This is a genomic window from Steroidobacter cummioxidans, from assembly GCF_003104955.1.
This window is the reverse complement of sequence record NZ_LSRW01000001.1, coordinates 101,779-125,096: the sequence shown is the minus strand read 5'-3', so window position 1 is coordinate 125,096 and position 23,318 is coordinate 101,779. Positions and strand designations below refer to the sequence as shown.

The window sequence follows — 23,318 nt, the reverse complement described above, 5'->3', positions numbered from 1 at the left end:
GCATGGTAGCGTCGGCTATCCCCGGCGAAGTTGACAGGGTTATTCGTCGAACTCAGAGGCCGCGATGCCGGCCCAGTCGGTACAGAACAGCCGGCTGTCGCGCAGCTCGGTTTTGATGATGCCGGTGTTCGGCAGCGGATGGCGCAGGGCGAAATCGTCCGGCACATTGCTGGCCAGCACCGGCACCATCAGGCCCAGTGTGGCGCTGTGCGCGACGATCACGACGATGCCGGAGTCCAGCGCGTGCCGGTTCATCACTTCCCGCACGAAGGGCAGAAAGCGGCGCTGCACGTCGGCGAAGCTTTCGCCGCTGCCATTGCGCGCATCGAGGTCTTTTTCGATTAACCACTTACGGGTCAGCTCGCCGTAGACCGCGCGAACGTCCTGAGTGGACTCGGGCGCCACGCCGAGGTCGAACTCGACCGCTTCCGGCGCGAGCGACAGCGGGAGGATGTGATCGAGCGCCACTGCGTCTGCAGTCTGAACGGCGCGCAGATGGGTGCTGGTGTAGATCTTCGTAATCGGCGCGCCGTGCAACGATGCAGCCAGCGCGCGCGCCTGTTCCATGCCCCGCCGTGTCAATGGATAACTCACCCCGCTGTCGGGCACGGTGCGCGGATTGCCGGGAACGTTGAGCTCGCTCTCGCCGTGCCGGATGAACCAGATCTGCAACGGAGTATCGGCCGTCGACGGCAGCGATGTGACGATCGCGAATGCGCCGAGGAGGCCCACGAATGCACGACGATTGAGCCGCGCCTGCCGCGTGGTGATCATGAGATCCGTGATATTGCTGCGATGAGGGTGGGAGTCCTGGCGTGCTGTTGTACCTCATCGCCAGTTTTTGGCAAGTCTGCGTCGGGCCGAGCATGCGCTGCGCGCGTCACGAGCATGCAATGTGAGTTTGCCGATCGAGTGTTGACTACTTTTGCGCCAACGAGCGGAGTATGCTCAGCCGCCAACGAACGTCACTTGATACGACCGCTTGATTACCTAACAAAGTTCTCATCGAGGGAGATCGCGATGGCTGATCAGAGTGTCCGTGGCCGATTCGTCTGGCATGAGCTGGTGACGCCGGACGCCAATGCCGCCCATACGTTCTATGGGAAGGCGATCGGCTGGAAGCCCCAGCCCTGGGAAGAGGATGCTTCTTACGTAATGTTCGCCGCGCAGCGCGGTCCCATCGGCGCCACCGTCGCGCGCAACGGTTCCGCCCCGCACTGGTTGCCATACATTGGCACCGGCGACATCGATGCGACCATCGAGCTGGCGAAGCAAAAGGGCGGCTCGGTGATGAAGGATGTGGACACGCTGTCCAGCGGCAGCCGCTACGCGGTGCTGCAGGATCCGTACGGTGCGAAGTTCGGCGTGTATGAATCTGCCGAGGACTACGGCAAGATCACGCCACCGCAACCGGGCGAGCATTCCTGGCACGAGCTGATCAGCACCGACCAAGACGGTGCATTCGATTTCTACTCCGCGCTGTTCGGCTGGGAGAACCTGGTCGAGCACGACATGGGGCCGATGGGCAAGTATCTGATCTATGGGCTCGGCGACGTGCCGTTCGGCGGCATGATGACCATGAGCGGATCGAGCCCGGCCTGGTTGAGTTATGTGCACGTCAAAGATGTGAATCAGACCGCCAAAAAGGTGAAGTCCGCCGGCGGTAAGGTGATCAATGGCCCGATGGAAGTGCCGGGTGGCGATTGGATCCTGCAAGCGGTCGACCCGCAGGGCGCGATGTTCGCGGCCCACGCCACGGCGGCGAACATGAAAAAGTCAGAAAAGAAGGAGAAGAAGGTGAAGCCTGAACAGTTGAAGCTCGATACCGAATCGCCGCCGCCGGTCGTGGAGCCGGAAACGCCGGCTGAGGAGCAGGCGCCGCCGGTCGAAACGCCGCCCGCCGCTCCAGCCGAGAAGCCCGCAAAGAAGCGAGCGCCCGCGAAGAAAGCGCCGGCCAAGGAAGCTCCGCCCGCCGAAGCTCCGGCCGAGCCTGCGCCCGCCAAGCAGGCGCCTGCCAAGAGGAAGTCTCCGGCGAAGAAGGCGCCTGCAAAGAAGGCACCTGCCAAGAAGGCACCCGCCAAGAAAGCGCCGGCCAAGCCCGCCAAGAAGTCCGGTGGGAAGAAGAAGTCGAGCAAGAAATCGAGCAAGAAGTCGGCGGCCCGAGGCGCCGGCAGCAAGAAAACCGCGGCGAAAAAAGGTGCTAAAAAAGGCGCCCAGAAAAAAGTCGCGGCCAAGAGCAAGACGCGCTCAGGGGGAAAGAAGAAGGCGGCGAAAAAGCCGCGTAAGGGGAAGTGATCGACACACCCAGGGAAGGGACTAGTAATCAGCTTAGCTATTGATTAGGTAGCGCGGGGTCGTCGAAGGATATCGACGACCCCGACTTCTATCTGGCGCTCGAATCAGCGCACTTCGACCCGCATCGAGCCGATGCCGACGATGCCGGTATCGATGGTGTCGCCCGACACTACCGGACCCGCGCCCGGCGGCGTGCCGGTGAGGATGATGTCGCCCGGATACAGCGTGAAAAATGACGACGCATATTCGATCAGGCGCGGCACGTCGTTCAGCAGATTGCGAGTATTGCCGCGCTGGCGCGGCTGTCGATTCACCTGCAGCCACATCCCCAACGCACCCGGATCCGCGATCTCATCGCGAGTGATGAGCCACGGGCCCAATATCGTGTGCCCCTCGAGAGACTTGCGCTGACTGCGCTCTTCGGTGCCCTTCACCGTCATATCCAGCGCTACCGTGTAGCCCATGACGTGATCCATGGCGCGCTCGCGACTGACGTTCCGACACCAGGAGCCGATGACGACCGCCAGCTCCACTTCGTGATCGTGTTGCCGGCCGGGCAGCAGCTCGATGCCGTCGGAGGGACCGGCGACCGACGTGCTGGCCTTCAGGAACAGTCCATCGCGATCCAGCGTGCTGAGCGGATAGTCCGCGTCGTCGGCCGGCTCATGGTAGTTCTTCAGCGCGCCGAGAACCTTGCTGGGATTGGCGATCGGGCTCTTCAGCGCGCAGTCCGCCAGATGGCGCGGCACGCCGGATAGCGCGGCCTCCTCGATCACACTGTGCAGCCGGTCGAAGCTGGCAATGAACAGGTCCCCAGTGGGGAGCGGCCAGCGCTCGGCAGGGAGGGAATTCAGGACGGAGCTCACATCGACGATCATGTCGCCGCGAAGCACGCCCAACCGGTCGGTATCGAATCTACATAGACGCATGCGGCCGGCAGCTTCCCCTACAGCGCCGGGCCGTGCAAGAGCCTGCACATTCGTGTAGAAAGACCGCCTCGCTCACATGGCGTTCGCAGCGCCGGTCACTTTCGAAGTTACATAAAGATGAAGACGGTACGCGGGAAAACCTTTACCGGGCAGCGCGTGGTCCTCGACGGCAAGGCGTTCGTCGACTGCCACTTCAAAGACACCAATCTGATCATCGAGGGCAATGGCCTGTTCGAGATGCAGAATTGCAAGATCGAAGAGGACTGCCGGCTGGCCGTGGAAGGGCCGGGTCAGGTGCTGCTGCACACGTTGAAGATGATGCTGTACTCCGGCGGCTGGATGTCCCGGGTCGCGGACAACGTGCTGCACGCCGTGAAGCAGCCGCCGAAGGCCAAGAGCAAGGCGTCGGGTACCTGACCCCTAGCTCATCTTTCGTTCGATCATCTTGGTCAGCGCGTACAGGGTCTCCAGGATCGGCGTGCTGACCCCATGTTTGCGGGCGGCACGCACCGTGTTGCCCAGGATCGCCTCGATTTCCATCGGCCGGCCGTTCTTGTAATCCTGCGCCATGCTGCTGTAGTACGGCGGAATGGCTCTGGTAGCGCCGATCAGCTGCTCGATCAGCTTCGGCGGCATGGGATAGCCGGCTGCCGCGGCCACGGCGCAGACCTCTTCCATCGCGCGCTGGATGAATGCCGTCGACTCGGCTGTGCCGAGCATGATCGCGGTGTCGAGCGCGCCGCCGGTGATGGAAATCGGATTGAACGTCGCGTTCCACACCGCCTTCTGCCAGCGTGCGCTGACGACGTTCTCCGTCAGCTTGCAGCCAATGCCGCCGCCGTTGAACAAGGCAGCGAGCCGCTCCGCGGCGGCTGAGTTGCCGTTTGGGTAGCGGCCCAGGTTCAGCTGCCCCAAGGACTGGTGATTCACCATTCCCGGCGCGCTGCGCCCCACGCCTACCAGGGCGAGACCGCTGAGAATCTCGTTCTCCGGGAATGCAGCGGCGATTTCCGCCTCGATGTCCACGCCGTTCTCGATCAACACAATGACTGTCTTGGGGCCGACGGCCGGGCGGATCAGCGCGGCGCGATCCACGCCCTCCAGCACTTTGACCGTCAGAACGAGGTAGTCCGGCGGCGTTTTGCATTCGGCCACCTCTTTGAACACCGCGTGCGGATAGAACCGATGATTGCCGAGCAGCGGGCTGACGATGTCGTAACCCTCGCGCGACACCACGTCGTAATCCGACCGACAGACCACCGAAACCTGGGCCCCCTGACGGGCCAGCGCCGAGCCGAACAGAGCGCCGACCGAGCCGGCACCCACGATGAGTAGGGAGGTCATGTCTTGGAATCAGTCTGTCTTGCTGGGATTTTTGGAGTTTAGCGCTAAGATCCGCAGCCGCGAATTTACCCTCAACCGGCCGTACTGGCCCGAGCTTCACCCACCCATGTCCAACCTGACGACTTTAGGCGCCAACGACCTGCGCGCCGTCCACGAAGACATCCGCCGCCGCTACCAGGCTTTTGCCGAGCGCAAGCTGAAATTGAATCTGACCCGTGGCAAACCGTCGTCGAAACAGCTGGACCTGTGCAACGAGCTGCTGAGCCTGCCCGGTGTCGAGTACATGGCCGGTGGTGTGGATACTCGCAACTACGGCGAGCTGCAGGGCTTGCCGGAACTGCGCGCGCAGTTGGCGCCAATTTTCGGTGTCAGCCCGGACCGCGTGATCCTCGGCGACAACGCCAGCCTCTCGCTGATGCACGATGCCGTCGTGTATTCGATGCTGAAGGGTACCGTCGATAGCGAGAAGCCGTGGTCGCGCGAATCCCGCGTTGCTTTCATCTGCCCGGTGCCGGGCTACGATCGTCACTTTTCCATCTGTGCGCAGTTCGGCATCGAGATGATTCCGGTGCCCATGCTCGAGACCGGTCCGGACATGGATGCGGTGGAGAAGCTGGTCGCCGCCGATCCGCAGATCAAAGGCATGTGGTGCGTACCGAAATACAGCAACCCGTGCGGCACGGTGTATTCGAACGAAACCGTCGAGCGTCTGGCGAAAATGAAGACCGCCGCGCGCGATTTTCGTTTGTTCTGGGATAACGCCTACGCCGTGCATCACCTGACGGCCGAGCGCGTCGAGATTGCAAACATCGACGAGCTGTGCGCGCGCCATGGCAATCCGAATCGTGCCTTCATCTTCGGCTCGACCTCCAAGATCACTTTCGCCGGCGCCGGCGTCGCTCTGTTCGCGAGCTCCAAGGACAACTCGGCCTGGTATCTGAAGAACATGAGCATGCGGACCATCGGCGGCGACAAGGTGAATCAGCTGCGTCACATTCGCTTGTTCAGCAGCAACGGCGGCGTAGCTGCACTGATGGATCGTCATCGCGAAAGCCTCGCGCCCAAGTTCGAGCAGGTGTTGGACACGTTCGAGAAAGTGCTCGCCGGCTCGGGCGTGGCGAAGTGGACGCGGCCCAAGGGCGGTTATTTCATTTCGCTCGAAGTGCTCGACGGCTGCGCCAAGCGCGTCGTGCAGCTGGCGAAAGAAGCCGGTGTGGAGCTGACGCCCGCGGGCGCCACGCATCCGCTGGGCAAGGATCCGCACGATCGATTCATCCGTATCGCGCCGAGCTTCCCGGAACTGGCGGAAGTGACGGAAGCGGTCCAAGGTGTAGCCGTGTGCGTGCTGCTGGCCGCCACTGAGAAGCTGATGCAGTCGCATGCCGGCTGATCGCAGCGACGCCGCGCTCGAAACGCTCTTCCTGCCGTTCAGTGAAGGCCGCTTGCCGTGGCCGGCAGGCGGCGCAATGTTTCTTCGCGCGAGAGATGGTTGGCCGCTGCACGAGCGGCCGTTGCCCGGGCTTGTTTGTGAGCAAAGCTTCAAGCCCGAGGCGGATGCGCTGGCGCGTGCCGGCGTAGTCGTCAACGTTCCTGGCGCGGCGAAAACATATGAGCTGGTGCTGATATTGCCGCCGCGTCAACGTGACGAGGCGCGTGCGCTCATGGCACGCGCCGTCGCGATGACCAAGCCGGGCGGTCGCATCATCGTCGCCCAGAGCAATGACGAAGGCGCTCGCTCGAGTCAGGCCGATCTCGCTCAGCTCACTGGCGAGGTCGAGTCGATGAGCAAGAACAAATGCCGGGTGTTCTGGACGGCATCGCTGGCGCGACTGAATGTTTCTTTGATCGCGCATTGGCAGGAGCTCGATGCGCCGCGCTCCATTGCCGAAGGTCGGTTCACGAGCCGCCCCGGCATTTTTGCGTGGGACCGGATCGATGTGGCCTCTGCATTGCTCGCAGAACACTTGCCGAAAACATTGGCCGGTCGCGCGGCCGATCTCGGTGCAGGCTTCGGTTATTTGTCGGCCGAGCTGCTCACGCGTTGTCCCGGCATCACTGCGCTCGATGTCTATGAGGCGGAGAATCGTGCGTTGCAATTGGCGCGCGTGAATCTGAAGGATTTCGAAGCCCGCACGCCCATCGACTATAGGTGGCACGACGTGGCGGCAGGATTGCCCGATACATACGACGTCATCGTCACCAATCCGCCGTTCCATGCGCAGCGGGGTGTCGATCGACCCGACATCGGTCGTCGTTTCATCGCGGTCGCTGCGGATTCGCTGCGTCCCGGCGGCAAGCTGTGGCTGGTGGCGAACCGTCACTTGCCGTACGAGCAGGTGTTGAGCGAGAGCTTCGACAGCGTGCGCACGGTCGCGCAACAGCACGGCTACAAAATCATCGAAGCGGTGCGTGCGAAGTCGGCCCGCAAGTCCGATAAGGCTGCGCGATGAAGTTGCTCAAGCTCATCGCCAACCTCGGCTACGGCAGTCGCAAGGAAGTGCTCGCGATCTTTCGCGACGGTCGCATTACCGACATCGATGGCGAAGTGCTGTACTCGGACGACAAGGTCGACCATGCGCGCGTGCTCATCGATGGCGAGCCGCTGGATCCGGCGCCGGGTCTGCTGCTCATGATGAACAAGCCGGTGGGTTACACGTGCTCGACCAGCGATCCGGGCCAGATCGTGTATGACTTGTTGCCGGAGCGGTTTCGCTATCGCGATCCGATCGTGGCGACGGTGGGCCGGCTGGATCGCGACACGACCGGTTTGCTGTTGATGACCGACGACGGCAAGTTGCTGCACAAAATCGTCTCGCCGAAAACCAAGCTGCCGAAGATTTATGAGGCGACGCTGGCGCGCGATCTGCGGGGCGATGAAGCGAAGCTATTCGCCAGCGGCAAGATGATGCTCGAGTCCGAGCGCGAGCCGCTCGCGCCGGCGAAACTCGAAGTGCTCGGGCCGAGGCAGGCCAGGCTCACGCTGACCGAAGGGCGTTACCATCAGGCACGCCGGATGTTTGCGGCAGTCGGCAATCATGTCGAGAAGCTGCACCGTAGCCGCGTCGGCGGGCTCGAACTGGACGATCTGCCCGAAGGCAGATGGCGCCGGCTCGACGCTGCCGATCGCGAACGGCTGTTCACTGTGGCTGTAGCCTGACGCCGGGCTATCGCCAGGCTGACAGCGCCGTCAGCGGGGCCGTCGCTGCTGTCCGATTCCTCGTGGATTCTTGCCCGATCCTGTAAAGGTGGCTTGCCCGCGTGGCGCAGCGACGTTGAACTATGCTGATAATCGCGCGGTCGAATAGCCTGATAGTCGAAGGGGCTGCATGATGAGCGCCGCCATTCCCATTGCGAATTCCGCCGTTGTCGAGCTTCCCAACCTGGACGAGCAGCAGGCCGAGCTGGCTGCGCTGGTGACCCGGTTGACGCCCACGGAAGGCGTGCATCCGTCCGCTATTGCGGCGCTGACCGTGATTCGCTCCAACTCGCCGTCGATGCCGACGCCGTCGCTGTACGACCCGAGTCTTTGCATCGTCGTGCAAGGAAAAAAGCGCGCGGTCTTGGGCGAGGAGGTCTATTACTACGACGCGTTGAATTACCTCACCGTATCGGTCACGTTGCCGGCGATCGGCCATGTCCTCGAGGCGACGCCAGAGAAGCCGTATCTGTGTCTGCGTCTGGAGCTCGATGCACGCATGATCGGCGAGCTGCTGTTGCAAGTGGGCCGCAGCGCCGTGCCGCCTTCGACCGATCGTGGCTTGTATGTCGCACGCACCAGTCCGCAACTGCTCGACGCCGTTTTGCGATTGACGCGATTGTTGGAGCAGCCGCGAGATGCGGCGATTCTCGCGCCTCTGGTGCTCAGAGAAATTCACTATCGAGTGCTGACCGGTGAGTTGGGGCATCGATTGCGCGAGTTGTGTGTCGTCGACAGTCAGGTGAATCGCGTGGCGCGTGCCATCGAGCTGTTGCGCAAGCGATTCACCGAGTCGCTGCGTATCGAAGACCTGGCTGCGGCTGCGCACATGAGCGAGTCGTCATTGCATCATCGTTTCAAGGCGGTGACGGCCATGTCGCCGATGCAATTTCAGAAGCACCTGCGCCTGCATGAAGCGCGCCGCTTGATGCTCACCGAAGGCCTGGAAGCCGCAGCGGCTGCGCATCGCGTGGGTTATGAAAGCCCGTCGCAATTCAGCCGCGAGTATCGACGCCTGTTCGGCGCCCCGCCGCGGCGGGAGATCGAGACGGTGCGCGGCGGAGGACTGCAACCGGCCTAGGGCCTGTGAACACTCGTCGCAGTCCATCCAATGAGTGTTCACAGGCCCTAATTTCGGGGAGCGTCACACTCCCGCGCGGCGGCGGTTTGCGTAGAATGGCGCCGTCCCCCCAAGGAGTCCGTGCGGAGCCTTCGAGATGAGCATGTCATTGCGCGATCAGCTGCTGGCCGCTGGCCTGGGCAACAAGAAGCAGGCGCGCCAGGCCGAAAATCAGCAGAAGCAGCAGCAGCATCAGCAGGCCAAAAACCGCCAGCTGCGTGAAGACCAGGAAAAACGCGCTGCCGAAGCGCGCGCCAAGGCGCAGGCCGAAAAGGCCGCGCGCGATGCTGAGCTGAACCGCAAGCGCCAGGAAAATCAGGAGCGTAAGGAGCGCTGGGCGCAGATCAAGCAGCTCATCGAGCAGCATCGGCTGCCCAAGCCGGAGAGCGAGGAATATTTCAATTTCATCGATCGCGGCAAGGTGCGTCGGATCACCGCCGACAATGCGCTGCGCGAAAAGCTGATCGCCGGCACGATCATGATCGCCCGCTGCGAAGGCAAGTACGACCTGGTGCTACCGGAAATCGCCGAGCGGATCCGCGAACGCGACGAGCGCGCGGTCGTAAAACTGAACGCCGAGGACGCCAAGCCGGCCGAGGACGATCCGTACAAGGAATATGTCGTCCCCGACGACTTGATGTGGTGATTCAGTCCAATACCTTGCGCGCGCGCTCCTGATAGCGCTGCGCCGACAGGCGCATGTTGTTGTCTTCGACATGGAACGGCGTCTGCGCGACATACGCGAGCGCGCGCGGCACGCCGAATTGATCGATCAGCGGACCGATTAACAGAATCCCGCCGTAGCGCTGCACGTCCAGGTACAGCTGATCGCCCTTGTTCCACAGGCGGCGGCGGAAGCTGCCGAAGTCCTCCGGCCAGATCATGTCGAGCCGGTTGGTATTGAAGATCGGCGTGCGCACCTCCTTCAAATGCTCGTTGATGCCTTCGACCAGCATCTCGCACGGCAGGCGCTCGCCCAAATCGCTCGACTTGCAGTCCTTGTGCGGCCAGGACAGGCCGCGGCGCTTGGCGGCTTCCTGCAGGTAAGCTGTCCAGATCAATTGATCGATGGTCTCCACCACCGGGAAGGCGGTCCGATACTGCTCGTTCTCGTAGAACGGCCAGTAGTAAGCGGCTGCGCGGATCGGATTGGGCACCTTCGCGCTGAGCATGCGTCGAGGAAATATCAGCGTGTGGTGATCGGCGTCGTATGTTTCTTTGCCGTCGCTCGCGGCCAGCTCCTTGGTGGGGACGAATTTCACATCGAGCTCGGTGGGCAAGGTGCCGAGCAAATCGCCGAAAGCGTTGGTGATGGCCTCGGTGCGGTAATTCACCAGCGCGGCGAAGCGCTGCTTGCACTGCTCGCGATTGACGCTTTCGCAGGTGAGGCCCAACACAGGAAAGAGCACAGTGATAAACGCGAGTCCGAGACGCATCATCGTTGCAGCTCCCGTCGCCGGCAAGTGAAGCCCGCTGGGCCAACAGACTTGCAGAAACCATGCCGAGAATAAGCAACCAACGAGATGCTCGCACGGAAGTTCCATGCGGCAAAGCGCACGCCAGCGGAGTGCTGGCGCGACGGCAAATTGGCGACTGAGATGTGCTGGGAATTGCAGCCGCGGAGGAAATAATCGCCGCGGCTATTGTGGGGCGCTCGGTATCGAGCGCGAATTCAAATGAGACGCTGTCTCAGAATCCGACAACGATGGCGTAGCCGATTGCAGCGATCAGCAGCCACTTCAGCAGGTAATAAAGCGGCTTGTGCCATTCCTTGATACGAATGCCGAGCGCGCGAATTTGATACACGTAAGAAAATACATGATTCAGGACGCCGACATGCTCACCCGGCACGTTCTGTGTTGCCGCCGCGCGAATCATGCCGTGACCGATGGTGCGATTAATCCATCGCAGCACGGGGTTAGACATGGGCCGCTCGATGTCGCAGAAAAGAATCACGCGGGTCACGTCGGTACGATTTTCGGCTTGATGGATGTACGTCTCATCGAACATCACCGCCTCGCCGTCCTTCCAGAAATACTTCTCGCCGTCGACGATGATGTAGCAGTCGGGTGAGTTGGGCGTGACCAGGCCGAGGTGATATCGCAACGAGCCGGCGAACGGATCGCGGTGAGCGCCGAGGCGGGAACCGGGTGGCAGCAGTGTAAACATTGCTGCGTTGATGGAAGGAATTTTTGCCAGCAGCTCGGCCGTCTTGGGGCACAGCGCCGAGGCCGAAGGCAGGAAGTCGCCGTACCACTTCAGGTAAAAACGCTTCCAGCCGCGCTTGAAGAAAGTGTTGAAGCCGATGTCGTTGTAACCCGATGCCGCGCGGATATGCCCCTCATCGAACAGCTTCAATGCCTCTTCGCGGATCATCTGCCACTGCTCGGTGACCTGTCTCAGTTCGGGAAACTCACGCGTGTCGGCATAGGGCTTGGCTTTTACCGCCGAGAACAAATACATCAGTGAGTTGTAGGGCGCGAGCAGGTTGGCGTGGTCAGCCACCAGCCGCGAAAATTTGTGGCGGACCCGACCGCGGAACTGAACGAAGGTGACGGATGCCAGAAACGTCACCAGGATGAACATCCGGGTTGACATGAGCGTATGAAACATTGCGCGGCGCGATATCCAGGGAAGTGCGATGTTGGGCCGAGAATACTCACCAGACGCTGGAAAACAAGCCACTGTCAGGAATTGCTGTATTGCCACAACAGAAGTAATCGCACTTGAGTCCGATACAATTGCGAGTGATGCATTGCGAACGTCCATTGGAGTGTTGAGATGAACGAGCGAGTCCAGAATCCGTTACGCCAAGTCCATCAATTGGGTCAGAGCATCTGGCTCGACGACATTCGCCGCAGCTGGCTGCGCGACGGGCATCTCGCCCGTCTCATTGCCGACGATGCGCTCGGCGGTGTCACGTCCAACCCAGCCATTTTTGCAAAGGCGATCGGCGAAGGCGCCGAGTACAACGACGCGATTACCAGCCTGGCCCGCGCCGGTCGCAGCACCAACGACATCTACGAAACGCTGGCGCTCGAGGATGTGCAGGCGGCCGCGGATCTGTTCCGCTCCACCTACGATTCGACGGGCGGCGCCGACGGATTCGTCAGCCTGGAGGTTTCGCCGCATCTGGCGGACGACACCAAGGGCACGATCGAAGAAGGGTTGCGCCTGTGGCAGGCGTTCAATCGTCCCAACGCGATGATCAAAGTGCCGGCCACCGAGGCGGGTCTGCCGGCCATCACTGCGCTGATCGCAGCTGGCGTCAACATCAACGTCACGCTGCTGTTCAGCGTCGATCGTTATCGTGCAGTGGTCGATGCGTACTTGACCGGCCTGGAGCAGCGCGTGCAGGCGGGGCGACCGATCGACAAGGTCGCGTCGGTTGCGAGCTTCTTCCTGAGCAGAATCGATACGCTGATCGATGCCAGGCTCGACAAGATGAACACTGCCGAAGCCAAGGCTAGTCGCGGCCGCGCCGCCATCGCCAGCGCGCGCTTGGCTTATCAGTATTACAAGCAGTGGTCCAACAGCGATCGTTGGCGCGCGTTGGCAGACAAAGGCGCGAGGCCGCAGCGCTTGCTGTGGGCGTCAACATCCAGCAAGGATCCCGCATACAAAGACACGATGTATGTCGACGCGCTGGTCGCGCCCAATACCGTCAACACACTGCCGCCGGCGACGATCGATGCCTTTCGCGATCATGGCGACGCGGCCGTGCGCATCGAGGACGACCTCGCCGAGGCGAACGAGACGGTTCAGATCCTTCGTAAGCTGGGCATCGAGCTGAAGACGGTTAGCGAGCAGCTCGAGCGCGACGGCGTGAAGAAGTTCAAGGAGCCATTCGACGCGTTGTTCGTGACGCTCGAAAAACGCGCGGGCAAATAACTTCCCATCCACGATATCTACGCCGCACGGAAGTGCGGCGTAGAGCGTGCGTGGATCAGAACGACCGCCCGAACAACTCACATTGCGGCGGCTTGAAGCCCTCCGGCGTCGGTGGGTCGCGGTGGACCTTCAAATATTCGACCAGCGCGAAACGCTGCTCGTCGGTCAGCTCCGGTCCGATGACGCCTGCAGGCAGCGGGTTCGCCTTCGGGTCCTGCAAATGTTTGCTCCAGCTCGCTGCATCGGCCGCGAAGCCATGGCCGATGTTGCGATTGCCAGGGATGCTGGTATCCAGCCAGAAACCATCGGCATCGCCCTCGGCATCCGGCACCGTCATATATCCCACGTGCACCGGATCGAAGTCGCGGCGGCCGACGAAGAATTTCCGATCGCGCTGCTCCGGTGGCAACAACATCTGATACAGCGACGGCACCGAGCCGTTGTGCAGAAACGGCGGCGTTGCCCAAACGCCCTGCAGCGGTCGCGGTTTGTAACCGGCGATCTGCTGCGGCAGATCCAGTGCGCCGAAACCTTCCAGGCATTGCTGAGTGGCGTAGTCGATTCCGTAGTCCGCATAGAAGCGGTTCTTGATCAGGATGCCGACCAGGTTCAATGCCAGGCCTTCGCTCAGATGGCTCACATTCAGGCCCGCGACGGTCTGCTCGATATTGGTCGAGCCATTGCGCACGTCCCACAGCAGGTTGAGGGTGTGACAGTCGAGGCCGCAGTCGAACGGGTCTTCCGGCTGAGTGGCCGATAGCACCGGCATCGGCGACAGCAATGCTTCCAATGCCGTGTCGATCGCCTCGAAGCTTTGCTCCGGCAGGCTCGGCGTGGGATTCGCATCGGGATCCGGATAGCTCGCAAGCAATGCCGGCAGGTCGCCCACGGCAGTTGTTGCTCACCGCGCAAGCGAACGACTTCGCGCAGACGGAAGCGAGCATCGCGAGCCAGCGAGCGAANCCAGCAAAAACGGTCGCAGAGCATCGGCGAAGCTGGGCGTTGGTCAAGCCCCGGTCGAACGACAAGATCGTAAACGACGCTTCATGAAGCCCTGAGCCGCATTGGGATCGGTGCCGATGTGTTCCAGCGGAATCACTTCGATGCGCCATTCCACTTTCGGGGAAAACGGTTTTGAGCGGCGCGCTCGCCTGTTGGCGGGCGGCAGTCGACAGGTGCGGGCCGTGGCACTCGCGACAATACTGTTCGAACAACTTGGAGCCTTGTTCGGCCTTGGCGGTGTCGATGGGGCCGAGGATCTGCTCCGGCCATGCCGGCGGCGTGAGCTGCTGCAGAGTGTGTTCGATACGTTGTAGCCCAGGGATATCGACACTGGTGCGAAAGCGGTGATCCGCGGGCAGCGGCTCGCCCATGTCATTGCGCCATGGCGAGATCGCACCGACACCGAGCGCCTCGCCGATGTTTCTCGCCAGCGGCTGTGCGACCGAGCCGTTGTACTGCACCCAATCGAATTTCCAGATGTTCCACAGATAGGGATAGCTGACCGGCGCGTCGCCCACCTGGTAATTGCGCGACGTGAGGTGATCGCCGAACGCGGTATTGCCGATGCGGCCCAGCGCGTCGGTGCGGCCGAAGCCCTCATGCACCGGGTAGAGCTTGCGCAGAGGATTGTTCTGGCCGCTGCCCAGCATGGCCTTGATGGTCGCCCACAGTGCCGACTTCAACTGCGATTTGGCATCCGGATAGCCAGGGCCGAGTACCCGCTGTGCGAAACGATCGAACTTCCACGGCTTCACTGCCGTGTCGAGCAGCGAAGCCAGCAGCACCGGCGCGAAGCTGCCGCGCGACATATCCGTGAAGGCGTGCATGGCCTGACCGCCATCGATACGCACCGCATAAGTGCGGTTGTCCTTGGTGAAATGGATTTCGCCGGTGTGGCAGGCGGCGCAAGTGATATCGAGTACGTACTGACCGATGGCTGGATCGAAGTGCTTGGTGAAACCGATCGGCAGCTGGTCCGGATTGGCCGGGCTCGGCTGCGGATCGACCACGAAGCGGTATTTGCGCATGTGATCGGGATTGGCGAAGCGCTCGCGCGAGAACGGCAGCTCCAGATGCACGAACCAGTCGTAACGAAGCGCGCCCCCCGAGGCGCCTTGCGGCATCGAGGTGCCCTGGGCGGTGTAGTAGTAAGCCTGCCGCTGCTCGGTGTTCTGGCCGTCGCCCCAGCTCTGATCGAGCCACACGTACTCGTCGACCGGCTCGAGCGCGGGAATGGTGTGGACCGGCCACAGCACGAACCACAGAAATCCTGCCACCAGCACCACACCGGCGATCAGCCCCAGTGTCAGCACCCAACGAACCAGCCGCCGCATCGCTCACTCCCTGTTGTGTTTCGAATTCGCTTCAACAGCACCGGCGCGCAAGGTACCGACCGACTCACACAGCGCCCGCAGACGACATCACAATTCCAGTATTTCATGGTTGACGAGGTCGCGGCTTTGATCGCGGTGTCGCATACTTCGCGCCGGTGCTCGTTGCCATGTCTGCGATACCTGGCAGCGAGGCACAACGGATAGGGAGGAGATACTGCCGATGTCGCCGCTTGGTATTGCCGTTTTTACCGGGCAGGTCCGGTCGTGGGTGACGGCATGCATGTCGGCCTGGCTGTTGCTCATGCTACTGAGCGTGACCGTACGCGCCGACGATGCCGGCTCGGGACCGACGGTGTTCGAGTTGCCCACGGCGGAGCGCATTCACGTCGATGAGTTCAGCCGCCACATCGATCTGCTCGAAGACCCCGAGGGCAAGCTGTCTCTAGATCAGGTGGTTCGTGCGGGCTTTGCCCCCGGCAGTCTGGCGGCGGCCAATGTCGGCTTCACCAGTTCGGTCTGGTGGGCACGCGTCACATTTCGAAACCTGGGCACGCGCGAGCGCGAGGTCTTCGTTCGACAGACCTACCCGCTGATCGACTATCTCGACGTCTACGAGCAGACCGGCGCGGACGAGTGGCGCATCCACAAGACCGGCGACCGTCGGCCCTTCGAGGCGCGCGACATCGCCCATCGCGACTTCGTGTTTCCGATCCATGTGCCGCCGCAGGCCGAGCGCGTCGTGTACCTGCGCTATCAGTCGCAAGGACCGATCGACATCAGCCTGGCGTTATTCAGTTCGCCGGAGCTGCTGGAGTCGCTCAGCCGCGAGCAGCTGGCGTACGGCATCTACTACGGTTGCGTGATCATGCTGCTGGTGTGGAGCAGCCTGGTGTTCATCGCCGTGCGCGATAGAGCCTTCCTGGCTTACTTCGCTTACGTCGGGACGTTCGGCTTGTACATGCTGATTCACAACGGCCTGGCGTATCAGTACTTGTGGCCAGACAGTCCGCGCTGGGGCAACACCAGTCTGGTCGCGCTCATCAACATCGCGTTGTTCGCCGGCTTGCAGTTCTCGCGGATGATTCTGCGCGCCAAGGAAGTTACGCCGCGACTGGACCTGGCCGCCCGAGGCTTGCAGGCTGTCGCGGCCTTGTTGTTGCTAGCGGCGCCCTTCGTGCCGTACTCGACCATCATCGCGCCGGTCGCCGGACTGGTGCTGATCGGCGTGATTTTCATGTTGGTGATGGGTGTGGCCGCGATGGTGCTGGGATCGCGGCCGGCGCGCTTTTACGTGATCGCCTGGAGCTCGTTCCTGTGCGGTTCGGTGATTTTCCTGCTGAAGACGTTCGGCGTGCTGCCGCACACGTTCTTCACCCAGAACGGCTGGCAGATCGGCTCGCTGCTGGAAATGATCCTGCTGTCGATGACCTTGAGCACGCGCATGAACGAGCTGCAGCACCAGAGCCGCACCGATCCGCTCACGCTGCTCGGCAACCGCCGCATGTTCGACGACAGGTTGCCGCAGGAATTCGCCTTCGCTCGCCAGGAGCAGAAGCCGCTGTCGTTGCTGGTGCTCGATATCGATCACTTCAAGGGTTACAACGATCGGCATGGCCATGCGCGCGGCGATCACGCAATCAAGGCGGTCGCGCATGCGTTACGCAAGTTTGCCCGCAAGCCACTGGTCGCATGTCGCTATGGCGGCGAAGAGTTCACCGTGATTCTGCCGGGCATCGATTGCCAGACGGCTGCGGCGATGAGCGAGCGGTTGCGTCGTACCGTGGAAGAAACATTGAACGGCGATCTGGCGATCACCATCAGCGTCGGTTACGCATGCCTGGCGCGCGGTGACTTCGAGAATGCCGAGAAGTTTTTCGAGGCGGCGGACTCGGCGCTCTATCGGGCCAAACAGCAGGGGCGCAACTGTGTGGTGGCATACCACGATCGAATGGAGCAGGCGCAGGAGCCGCCGGCGCAACGGGATGCGCGCGCCGCTACCTCCTGAGCCAGTAAATCGCGACCACCAGAAACAGAATGATCAGCAGCCGCAGGATGATGGGCGGCGTCAGGCGTGCCTTGCGACGCATCGCGCGCCGGTGATAAGTGGCGATCGGCTGATAACGCTCGTTGCGCGCCCAGGCCAGCGCTTCAGCGGCGGAGATGAAATGGCCCGGCTCAGTATCGAACAACACGCCGTCGCTCATGGCGGTCAAAGTGGCTGCCGCGGCGCTCGCGGCATCGCGGTCGGAGGGGCGACCGCTGAAGCGCAGGCTGGCTACTGAATTGCGCTGGCCGATGACTTTCGCACCGTGCTCGCCGATCTCGATGGTCGGCTCGGCGAACGATTCCAGGTAGTACTCGAAACCGGTGCGGTCATCGGGGCAGGGCAGATAGCCGCTGTATGAGGCTGGCGCGAAGTCGGGATTGAGCTCGACCTCGAAACCGGCTTCGCGAATCACGCGAGCCCAGTCGGCGGCATCCGGCAAGCGGGTGCGATCCAGGAATACGTGGTAGGTAATCACATGCGTATTATGAAGCCATGATCTCGGGATGGGGGCTCCTGGTCGCGTCGCTGGCCTATGTTTGTGGCCTGTTCTTCATTGCGTGGTGGGGTGACCGCCGCCGTCTGTACCCCGACCATGCGCGGCTGCGGCCGCTGATCTACAGTCTGGCGCTGGCGGTTTACTGCTCGAGCTGGACCTTCTATGGCGCGGTGGGCAGCGCCGTACGCGACGGGCTGAGCTATCTGCCCATTTATCTGGGCCCGATGCTGGTGTTTCTGTTCCTGCTGCCGTTCTTCGAGCGGCTGCTGCGCATGGCCAAGCAGCAGAACGCTACCTCGATCTCCGATCTGCTCGCCGCGCGCTTTGGCCGTTCTCCGCAGATTGCCGTCGCCGTCACGCTCATTGCATTGACCGCCGCAATTCCCTACATCGCCCTGCAATTGAAAGCGATCTCGATGAGCATCGAGGTGCTTTCGGCCGGCGCGCCGGCGCAGACCGTCGCCTGGTATCGCGACAGCGCGTTGTTGGTTGCGCTCATGCTCGCGTTGTTCTCCAGTCTGTTCGGTGCCCGCCAGGTGGACGCGACCGAACATCATCCGGGCATGGTGTTGGCGGTGGCTGCTGAATCGCTGGTGAAGCTGGTGGCATTGCTATGCGTCGCAGTGTTTGCGCTGACGCAGCTCAATGGCATCGAGCCGCTGCTCGAAACGGCGCGACAGATGCCGGCCAACGTGAATCATTCTGTCTCGTTTGTCACGCAGACGCTGTTATCGCTGACCGCAATATTCTGTTTGCCGCGTCAGTTTCAGGTCGGCGTCGTGGAGTGCGCGGAGGTCGGCGATGTGCGCCACGCGCGCTGGTGGTTCTCAACGTACCTGGCGCTCATCAGTCTGGTCGTCGTGCCCATTGCCGCGGCAGCCATTGCTGCTGGCGCCGGTGGCGGCTCGATTGCGCCAGATTCGTTTGTATTGTGGCTGCCGCTCAGTGCAGGACACGAATGGCTGGCGCTGCTCGCGTATCTCGGTGGCTTCTCGGCCGCGACTGGCATGGTCATCGTCGCAACGGTCGCTTTGTCCACGATGGTCAGCAACGATCTGGTGCTGCCGGTGTTATGGCGTTGGCGACCGCCTGCGCTCGGCGATCGAAGTCTCGCCTCGGGCGGCATTCTGTGGATCCGACGCGCCGCCATCCTGGCCATCCTGCTGGTCGCGTTCGCTTTCTTTCGAGTCGTGCCGAACGGATCCAGCCTCGCGTCCATTGGTCTGCTCGCGTTCGCCGCCGTTGCCCAGTTCGCGCCTGCGGTGGTCAGCGCGGTGTATTGGTCGGGTGCGAGTCGCGTCGGCGTGCTCGCTGGGTTGTGCAGTGGATTCCTCGTCTGGATCTACACACTGCTGCTGCCGACGTTTGTGGTGCACGAATGGATCAATGAGGGGCCCTTTGGTATCGGAGTGCTGGCGCCTCATTCGTTGCTCGGCTTCGCCGGACCGGATCCCCTGACGCACGGAGTCTTCTGGTCGCTGTTGGTGAATGTGATCGCGCTGGTCGGCATGTCGTTGTACTCGCCGCCGGCGATGGGCGAGCGTTTGCAGCTGGCGCCACGCATCGCGGGCGCCGATGCACGTCGCGCGAAGCTGTTGCCGGGGTCGGCGACAATCGCGGATCTGCAATTGCTCGCTGAGCGCCTGCTGGGGGCCGGCGCAGCTCAATCCTGGTTTGAGCGTTACAAGCAGGAGCATGGACGCGAGTATTCGCCGACGCAGCGCGCTGACGTTGGATTGTTACAAGGCTTGGAGCGCGAGCTCGCCGGTGCGCTCGGTGCAGCTTCGGCACGAATGGTATTGACCAGCTCGCTGCGAGGCGCCGGCCTGCAATTCAGCGAAGTGGTCACGCTGTTCGATGAAGCGTCGCAGAAGCTGCGCTTCAATCGCGAAATGCTGGAAGCAATGATGGCGAACATGCCGCAGGGAATCAGCGTGATCGATGCGGAGATGCGCCTGGTGGCATGGAATCGTCGCTACGTAGAGTTGCTCGACTATCCGCCGGAGCTGATGCGCGCCGGTCGACCGATTGCCGATCTGATGCGGTACAACGCCGCGCGCGGCTGGTACGGTCCGGGCGATCCGGAAGCGCACGTTGAGAAACGGCTGGCGCACATGCGCGCGGGCTCGACCCACCTTTCCGAACGACGACGCGGCGACGGTCGTGTGATCGAAGTGCGTGGCCAGCCATTGCCCGACGGGGGTTACGTCAGCACGTTCAATGACGTCACCACGTATAAGCATGTCGAAGCTGAGTTGCGCGAGATCAACGAAACATTGGAACAACGCGTCGCGGAGCGAACCCGGCAGTTGGCTGAAGCAACCGCGGTCGCCGAGAAAGCCAACCTGGGCAAGACGCGCTTCCTGGCTGCTGCCAGCCATGATTTGCTCCAGCCGTTGAATGCCGCGCGATTGTTCAACGCCGCGCTGCGTGGTCAGGCCGGGCAGCTACAACATCCGCAGGTCGAGCAGCTGGCCGATCGGGTCGAGAACTCACTGCATGCGGCGGAAGAGTTGCTCGATGGTCTGCTCGACATCTCGAGACTGGATTCGGGCGCGATTCAGCCGGAGTTGGGAGAGTTTGACGCCGGCACGTTGTTGAATTCTCTGAAGGAGCAGTTCGCGCCCGTGGCCGCCCAGCGCAATCTCGAGCTGCAAGTGCTTGCCACGCGCGTGCAGGTGTACACCGATCAACGGATGCTGCGCCGGGTGCTACAAAACTTGATCAGCAACGCTTTGCGTTACACGCGCAGCGGGCGGGTGGTCGTTGGAGTCCGGCGCCGTGCCGGCAATCGGGTCGAGTTTCAAGTCATCGATACCGGTCCGGGGATCGCCGCCGAAAGTCAGAGCGTCATTTTCGAGGAGTTTCGCCGGCTCGACCACCACTCGCCCTGGGGCGAGCGCGGGCTTGGCCTGGGACTGTCGATCTGCGATCGCATAGCTCACATTCTGCAAACTCAACTCACACTGCGTTCGACGCCAGGGAAGGGCAGTGCTTTCAGTGTGCGAGTGGCCCGCGGCAAGGGCATCACGCGCGAGCCAACGGCGACACCGGCGCCCATGCCGAACGTTGCGGGATTGCGAGGCTTGCATGTTCTTTGTGTGGAGGATGATCCCAACATCCTCGATGCCATGCGTGAGCTGCTGACGCGCTGGGGCATCAATGCGCTGTGTGTCGGCACGGCCGCGGAGGCGCGTGAGATCTTGCGAGACCAGCCGATAGATCTGGTGCTCGCCGACTATCACCTCGGCGGCGAACCCATGGGACTGACTGTTCTGGATGAGTTGGTTCCTAGAGAATCCAGCCGAATGCGCGCTGGCGCATTGGTCACTGCTGATGGAACGGCGGCGTTGGCGCAACGTGCGAATGCGCTGGGATTTCAGGTATTGCGCAAGCCGCTGCGTCCGGCGGCTTTGCGGGCGCTGATGGTGGCGCTTACGGCTGATCCAGCGAGAGTCGCTGCGCCAGCAGCACGGCTTGCGTCCGATTGCTGACGCCGAGCTTTTGCATCACCGCGCTCACATGAGCTTTGACGGTGGCTTCAGATACCTCCAGTTCGGCCGCGATCTGTTTGTTCAACAAGCCTGACGACAGCATCGCCAGGACGCGAAACTGTTGCGGCGTCAGGGTTGCGAGACGCGCGGTCGCATCGATCTCCTGCTGATCCAGCGGGGCGGGATCGCTGCCCGTCGATGCCGATTCGGGCAACCAGGTGTCGCCACTCAGCACGGCGCGCAACGCCGCAACGATGAGGTCGATGGAGGCTGACTTGGGCACGAACGCGGCGGCGCCATGTCCCAACGCCCGCTGCATGATGCGTCGATCTTCGCGCGCTGAGATCACCACGATGGGCACGGTGGGGAAGTTCGCTCGTGCCTGCACCAGGGCGTTGAAGCCTTGCGCCCCCGGCATGTTCAGGTCGAGCAATAGCAGCTCGGGATCGGGATGGGCATCGAGCGCCGCGAACAACGAGTGTACGGTGTCCGCCTCGATGATCTGAGCGCCCGGAACGGCCTGCGCCACCGCGAGCTTGAGTGCATCACGAAACAGGGGGTGGTCATCGGCGATCAGGACAGCACGCTTCATTGCGCGCGCAATACTCCATGCTTGTGTCACTTGCGGCAACTCCATTGCCCAAGACGATGACTCGCGTCGTGCGAAGCCTCCGCCAAGAACCCGCCCCTCACTATTCGACTTTCGTCGAATAGCGCCCGCGCCGGCTTCGACCAAAGATGAATGGCCGGCTTGCAAGCCGCGCGCGCATGCTCGCGCCGACTTGTCTGCAGGGGGATAGACAATGATCAAGCTAAGGAAGGTTGTGATCGTGTCGGCCATTGCCGCGACTGGCATGGCTGGTTCGCTGGCAGCACGCGCGGCGGAGGCCGAGGCGGACGAACAGCAGCACAGGCTGGAAGCGCGAATTGAAGAGCTGGAGCGACAACTGCGCGAGCTGAGTGAAAAGATGTCAGGCGCGTCTGCGAGCAGCGCCACCAAAGCCACGGTCGACCTGCCCAGTGTCCAGACCCGGCCGATCACGCCGAATGCCGTTGCCGGGACGCGCTTTCTATACAGCGGCTTCGTCAAGCTCGACGCCTTGTGGTCCGACTATCGGGATGGCGAGATCGCCGATGGCAGCATCGGTCGCGATTTCTATCTACCCTCGACCATTCCAGTCGGCGGCGTCGGTGAGGGCGTGGATTTCGATTCTCATATCAAACAGTCGCGCTTCATCTTCGGCACGGACACCGATCTAGCCAACGGTGGACTGTTGTCATCGCGGCTGGAAGTGGATCTGTATGGCTCGGCGCTCGGCGATGAGCGAGCAACCAACACGTATGGTGTGCAAGTCCGGCACGCCTACATGCAATACGGTCGCTGGCTGGTGGGCCAGACATGGAGCAATTTCATGGATGCGACCACACTGCCAGAGACCGCGGACTTCATCGGCCCCACCGACGGCACCGTTTTCGTGCGCCAACCGATGGTCCGCTACACGCTCGGCAACTGGTCTTTGTCGGCGGAAAACCCCGAGACTACGATCACTCCGTTCCGCGGCGGCACGCGCATCGCTTCGGATGACAACAGTATTCCCGATTTCACCGCGGCCTACACTTGGAAGTTCGGCAATGGTGTGCTGCGCGCGGCGGCCCTGGTGCGTCAATTGAAATATGAAACGACCGGTGCCGGCGCCGTGAACGACGCCACGCAGGGGGCAGCTTTGTCGCTGGCGGGCAAGATCAATTTTGGCAGGCACGACCTGCGTTTTTCTATCACCGGCGGCGAGGGGCTGGGCCGTTATGTCGGCGTCAACTTCGCCAACGATGCTGTGCTGACCGCCAGCGGCGAGCTGGAAGCGATTTCGGGTTGGGCCGCGTTCGCCGCCTGGCGTCAGGTATGGAACGACAGGGTGCGCAGCACCTTGATGTTATCGGCCTCGGATTACGACAATGATATGAGCTTGACGGGCGGCAGCGCCAACAGGTCGAGCTGGTCCTGGGCCATCAATACGTTTTATTCGCCGCTCGCCAAACTCGATCTCGGGGTCGAGTTGCGGGTCGCCGCAAGGGAGATCGAAAGCGGCGCGAGCGGCTCGATGCGTCGCGTGCAGGCGGTCGCCCGATACTCATTCTGAAAAGCAGCCATTCTGAAAACGTTACAAGTCTC

19 protein-coding genes and 1 pseudogene are annotated in these 23,318 nt (G+C 62.2%); 11 read left to right on the top strand and 9 right to left on the bottom strand.

Annotation, left to right across the window (positions count from 1 at the left end):
• Positions 1-39: 39 nt before the first annotated feature.
• Positions 40-774 carry a histidine phosphatase family protein gene (locus D0550_RS00545; protein WP_116807141.1) on the bottom strand — a complete coding sequence of 245 codons (735 nt, stop codon included), beginning with the start codon at positions 772-774 and terminating at the stop codon, positions 40-42.
• Between the two features lie 246 nt (positions 775-1,020).
• Here D0550_RS00545 and D0550_RS34800 point away from each other — a divergent pair, with 246 nt between their 5' ends.
• Complete coding sequence (locus D0550_RS34800; protein ID WP_161965563.1) at positions 1,021-2,295, top strand: VOC family protein; 1,275 nt, start codon at positions 1,021-1,023, stop codon at positions 2,293-2,295.
• A 104-nt stretch (positions 2,296-2,399) separates the two neighbouring features.
• On the opposite strand, the gene D0550_RS00535 is transcribed toward D0550_RS34800, so the two are convergent.
• Entirely contained in the window at positions 2,400-3,224 is an 825-nt protein-coding gene (locus D0550_RS00535) for a fumarylacetoacetate hydrolase family protein (RefSeq protein ID WP_116807140.1), read from the bottom strand.
• Positions 3,225-3,341: 117 nt separating this feature from the next.
• On the opposite strand from D0550_RS00535, the gene D0550_RS00530 reads away from it, so the two are divergent.
• A complete protein-coding gene (locus D0550_RS00530) occupies positions 3,342-3,641 on the top strand; it encodes a hypothetical protein (protein ID WP_116807139.1) in 300 nt (99 codons plus the stop codon).
• 3 nt (positions 3,642-3,644) lie between these two features.
• Here the strand turns inward: D0550_RS00530 and D0550_RS00525 are convergent, their stop codons facing one another.
• Entirely contained in the window at positions 3,645-4,568 is a 924-nt protein-coding gene (locus D0550_RS00525) for a ketopantoate reductase family protein (protein ID WP_116807138.1), read from the bottom strand.
• A 106-nt stretch (positions 4,569-4,674) separates the two neighbouring features.
• Between D0550_RS00525 and D0550_RS00520 the strand changes: the two genes are divergently transcribed.
• The 5 genes from D0550_RS00520 (at position 4,675) to D0550_RS00500 (ending at position 9,530) form a co-directional block, all read left to right on the top strand.
• On the top strand, positions 4,675-5,958 hold the full coding sequence (locus D0550_RS00520) for an aspartate aminotransferase type Ic (RefSeq protein ID WP_116807137.1): 1,284 nt from the start codon (positions 4,675-4,677) through the stop codon (positions 5,956-5,958).
• Positions 5,948-7,018 (top strand): class I SAM-dependent methyltransferase, encoded by a 1,071-nt coding sequence (locus tag D0550_RS00515; protein WP_116807136.1) that lies wholly within the window; start codon positions 5,948-5,950, stop codon positions 7,016-7,018. Before D0550_RS00520 ends, D0550_RS00515 begins: the two co-directional genes overlap by 11 nt.
• Positions 7,015-7,725, top strand: a complete 711-nt coding sequence (locus D0550_RS00510; RefSeq protein ID WP_116807135.1) for a pseudouridine synthase — start codon at positions 7,015-7,017, stop codon at positions 7,723-7,725. The genes D0550_RS00515 and D0550_RS00510 overlap by 4 nt, the downstream gene beginning before the upstream one ends.
• Positions 7,726-7,897: 172 nt before the next feature.
• The gene (locus D0550_RS00505) at positions 7,898-8,845 is read left to right on the top strand and encodes an AraC family transcriptional regulator (protein ID WP_116807157.1); all 948 of its coding nucleotides are present in this window, start codon (positions 7,898-7,900) and stop codon (positions 8,843-8,845) included.
• Positions 8,846-8,981: 136 nt separating this feature from the next.
• Positions 8,982-9,530: a DUF2058 domain-containing protein gene (locus tag D0550_RS00500; RefSeq protein WP_116807134.1), complete on the top strand. Its 549-nt coding sequence runs from the start codon at positions 8,982-8,984 to the stop codon at positions 9,528-9,530.
• A 1-nt stretch (position 9,531) separates the two neighbouring features.
• Here the strand turns inward: D0550_RS00500 and D0550_RS00495 are convergent, their stop codons facing one another.
• Together D0550_RS00495 and D0550_RS00490 are read right to left on the bottom strand one after the other, a co-directional pair.
• On the bottom strand, positions 9,532-10,323 hold the full coding sequence (locus D0550_RS00495) for a hypothetical protein (RefSeq protein ID WP_116807133.1): 792 nt from the start codon (positions 10,321-10,323) through the stop codon (positions 9,532-9,534).
• Positions 10,324-10,573: 250 nt separating this feature from the next.
• Positions 10,574-11,497 (bottom strand): aspartyl/asparaginyl beta-hydroxylase domain-containing protein, encoded by a 924-nt coding sequence (locus D0550_RS00490; protein WP_116807132.1) that lies wholly within the window; start codon positions 11,495-11,497, stop codon positions 10,574-10,576.
• Between the two features lie 168 nt (positions 11,498-11,665).
• Between D0550_RS00490 and tal the strand changes: the two genes are divergently transcribed.
• Positions 11,666-12,775 (top strand): transaldolase, encoded by a 1,110-nt coding sequence (gene tal / locus D0550_RS00485; RefSeq protein WP_116807131.1) that lies wholly within the window; start codon positions 11,666-11,668, stop codon positions 12,773-12,775.
• A gap of 55 nt (positions 12,776-12,830) precedes the next feature.
• On the opposite strand, the gene D0550_RS35355 is transcribed toward tal, so the two are convergent.
• On the bottom strand, positions 12,831-13,664 hold the full coding sequence (locus D0550_RS35355) for a di-heme-cytochrome C peroxidase (RefSeq protein ID WP_206606003.1): 834 nt from the start codon (positions 13,662-13,664) through the stop codon (positions 12,831-12,833).
• A 313-nt stretch (positions 13,665-13,977) separates the two neighbouring features.
• A pseudogene (locus D0550_RS36720) lies at positions 13,978-14,901 on the bottom strand (di-heme-cytochrome C peroxidase); the annotation flags it as partial.
• Positions 14,902-15,331: 430 nt separating this feature from the next.
• Here D0550_RS36720 and D0550_RS00470 point away from each other — a divergent pair.
• Positions 15,332-17,116 carry a sensor domain-containing diguanylate cyclase gene (locus tag D0550_RS00470; protein ID WP_116807129.1) on the top strand — a complete coding sequence of 595 codons (1,785 nt, stop codon included), beginning with the start codon at positions 15,332-15,334 and terminating at the stop codon, positions 17,114-17,116.
• On the opposite strand, the gene D0550_RS00465 is transcribed toward D0550_RS00470, so the two are convergent.
• Positions 17,106-17,633 carry a hypothetical protein gene (locus D0550_RS00465; protein ID WP_116807128.1) on the bottom strand — a complete coding sequence of 176 codons (528 nt, stop codon included), beginning with the start codon at positions 17,631-17,633 and terminating at the stop codon, positions 17,106-17,108. The genes D0550_RS00470 and D0550_RS00465 overlap by 11 nt on opposite strands.
• Before the next feature lie 17 nt (positions 17,634-17,650).
• On the opposite strand from D0550_RS00465, the gene D0550_RS00460 reads away from it, so the two are divergent.
• On the top strand, positions 17,651-21,148 hold the full coding sequence (locus D0550_RS00460; protein ID WP_116807127.1) for a hybrid sensor histidine kinase/response regulator: 3,498 nt from the start codon (positions 17,651-17,653) through the stop codon (positions 21,146-21,148).
• On the opposite strand, the gene D0550_RS00455 is transcribed toward D0550_RS00460, so the two are convergent.
• The gene (locus D0550_RS00455; RefSeq protein ID WP_116807156.1) at positions 21,090-21,740 is read right to left on the bottom strand and encodes a LuxR C-terminal-related transcriptional regulator; all 651 of its coding nucleotides are present in this window, start codon (positions 21,738-21,740) and stop codon (positions 21,090-21,092) included. The genes D0550_RS00460 and D0550_RS00455 overlap by 59 nt on opposite strands.
• A 211-nt stretch (positions 21,741-21,951) precedes the next feature.
• Here D0550_RS00455 and D0550_RS00450 point away from each other — a divergent pair, with 211 nt between their 5' ends.
• Entirely contained in the window at positions 21,952-23,286 is a 1,335-nt protein-coding gene (locus D0550_RS00450; protein WP_116807126.1) for a DcaP family trimeric outer membrane transporter, read from the top strand.
• Positions 23,287-23,318: the final 32 nt, after the last annotated feature.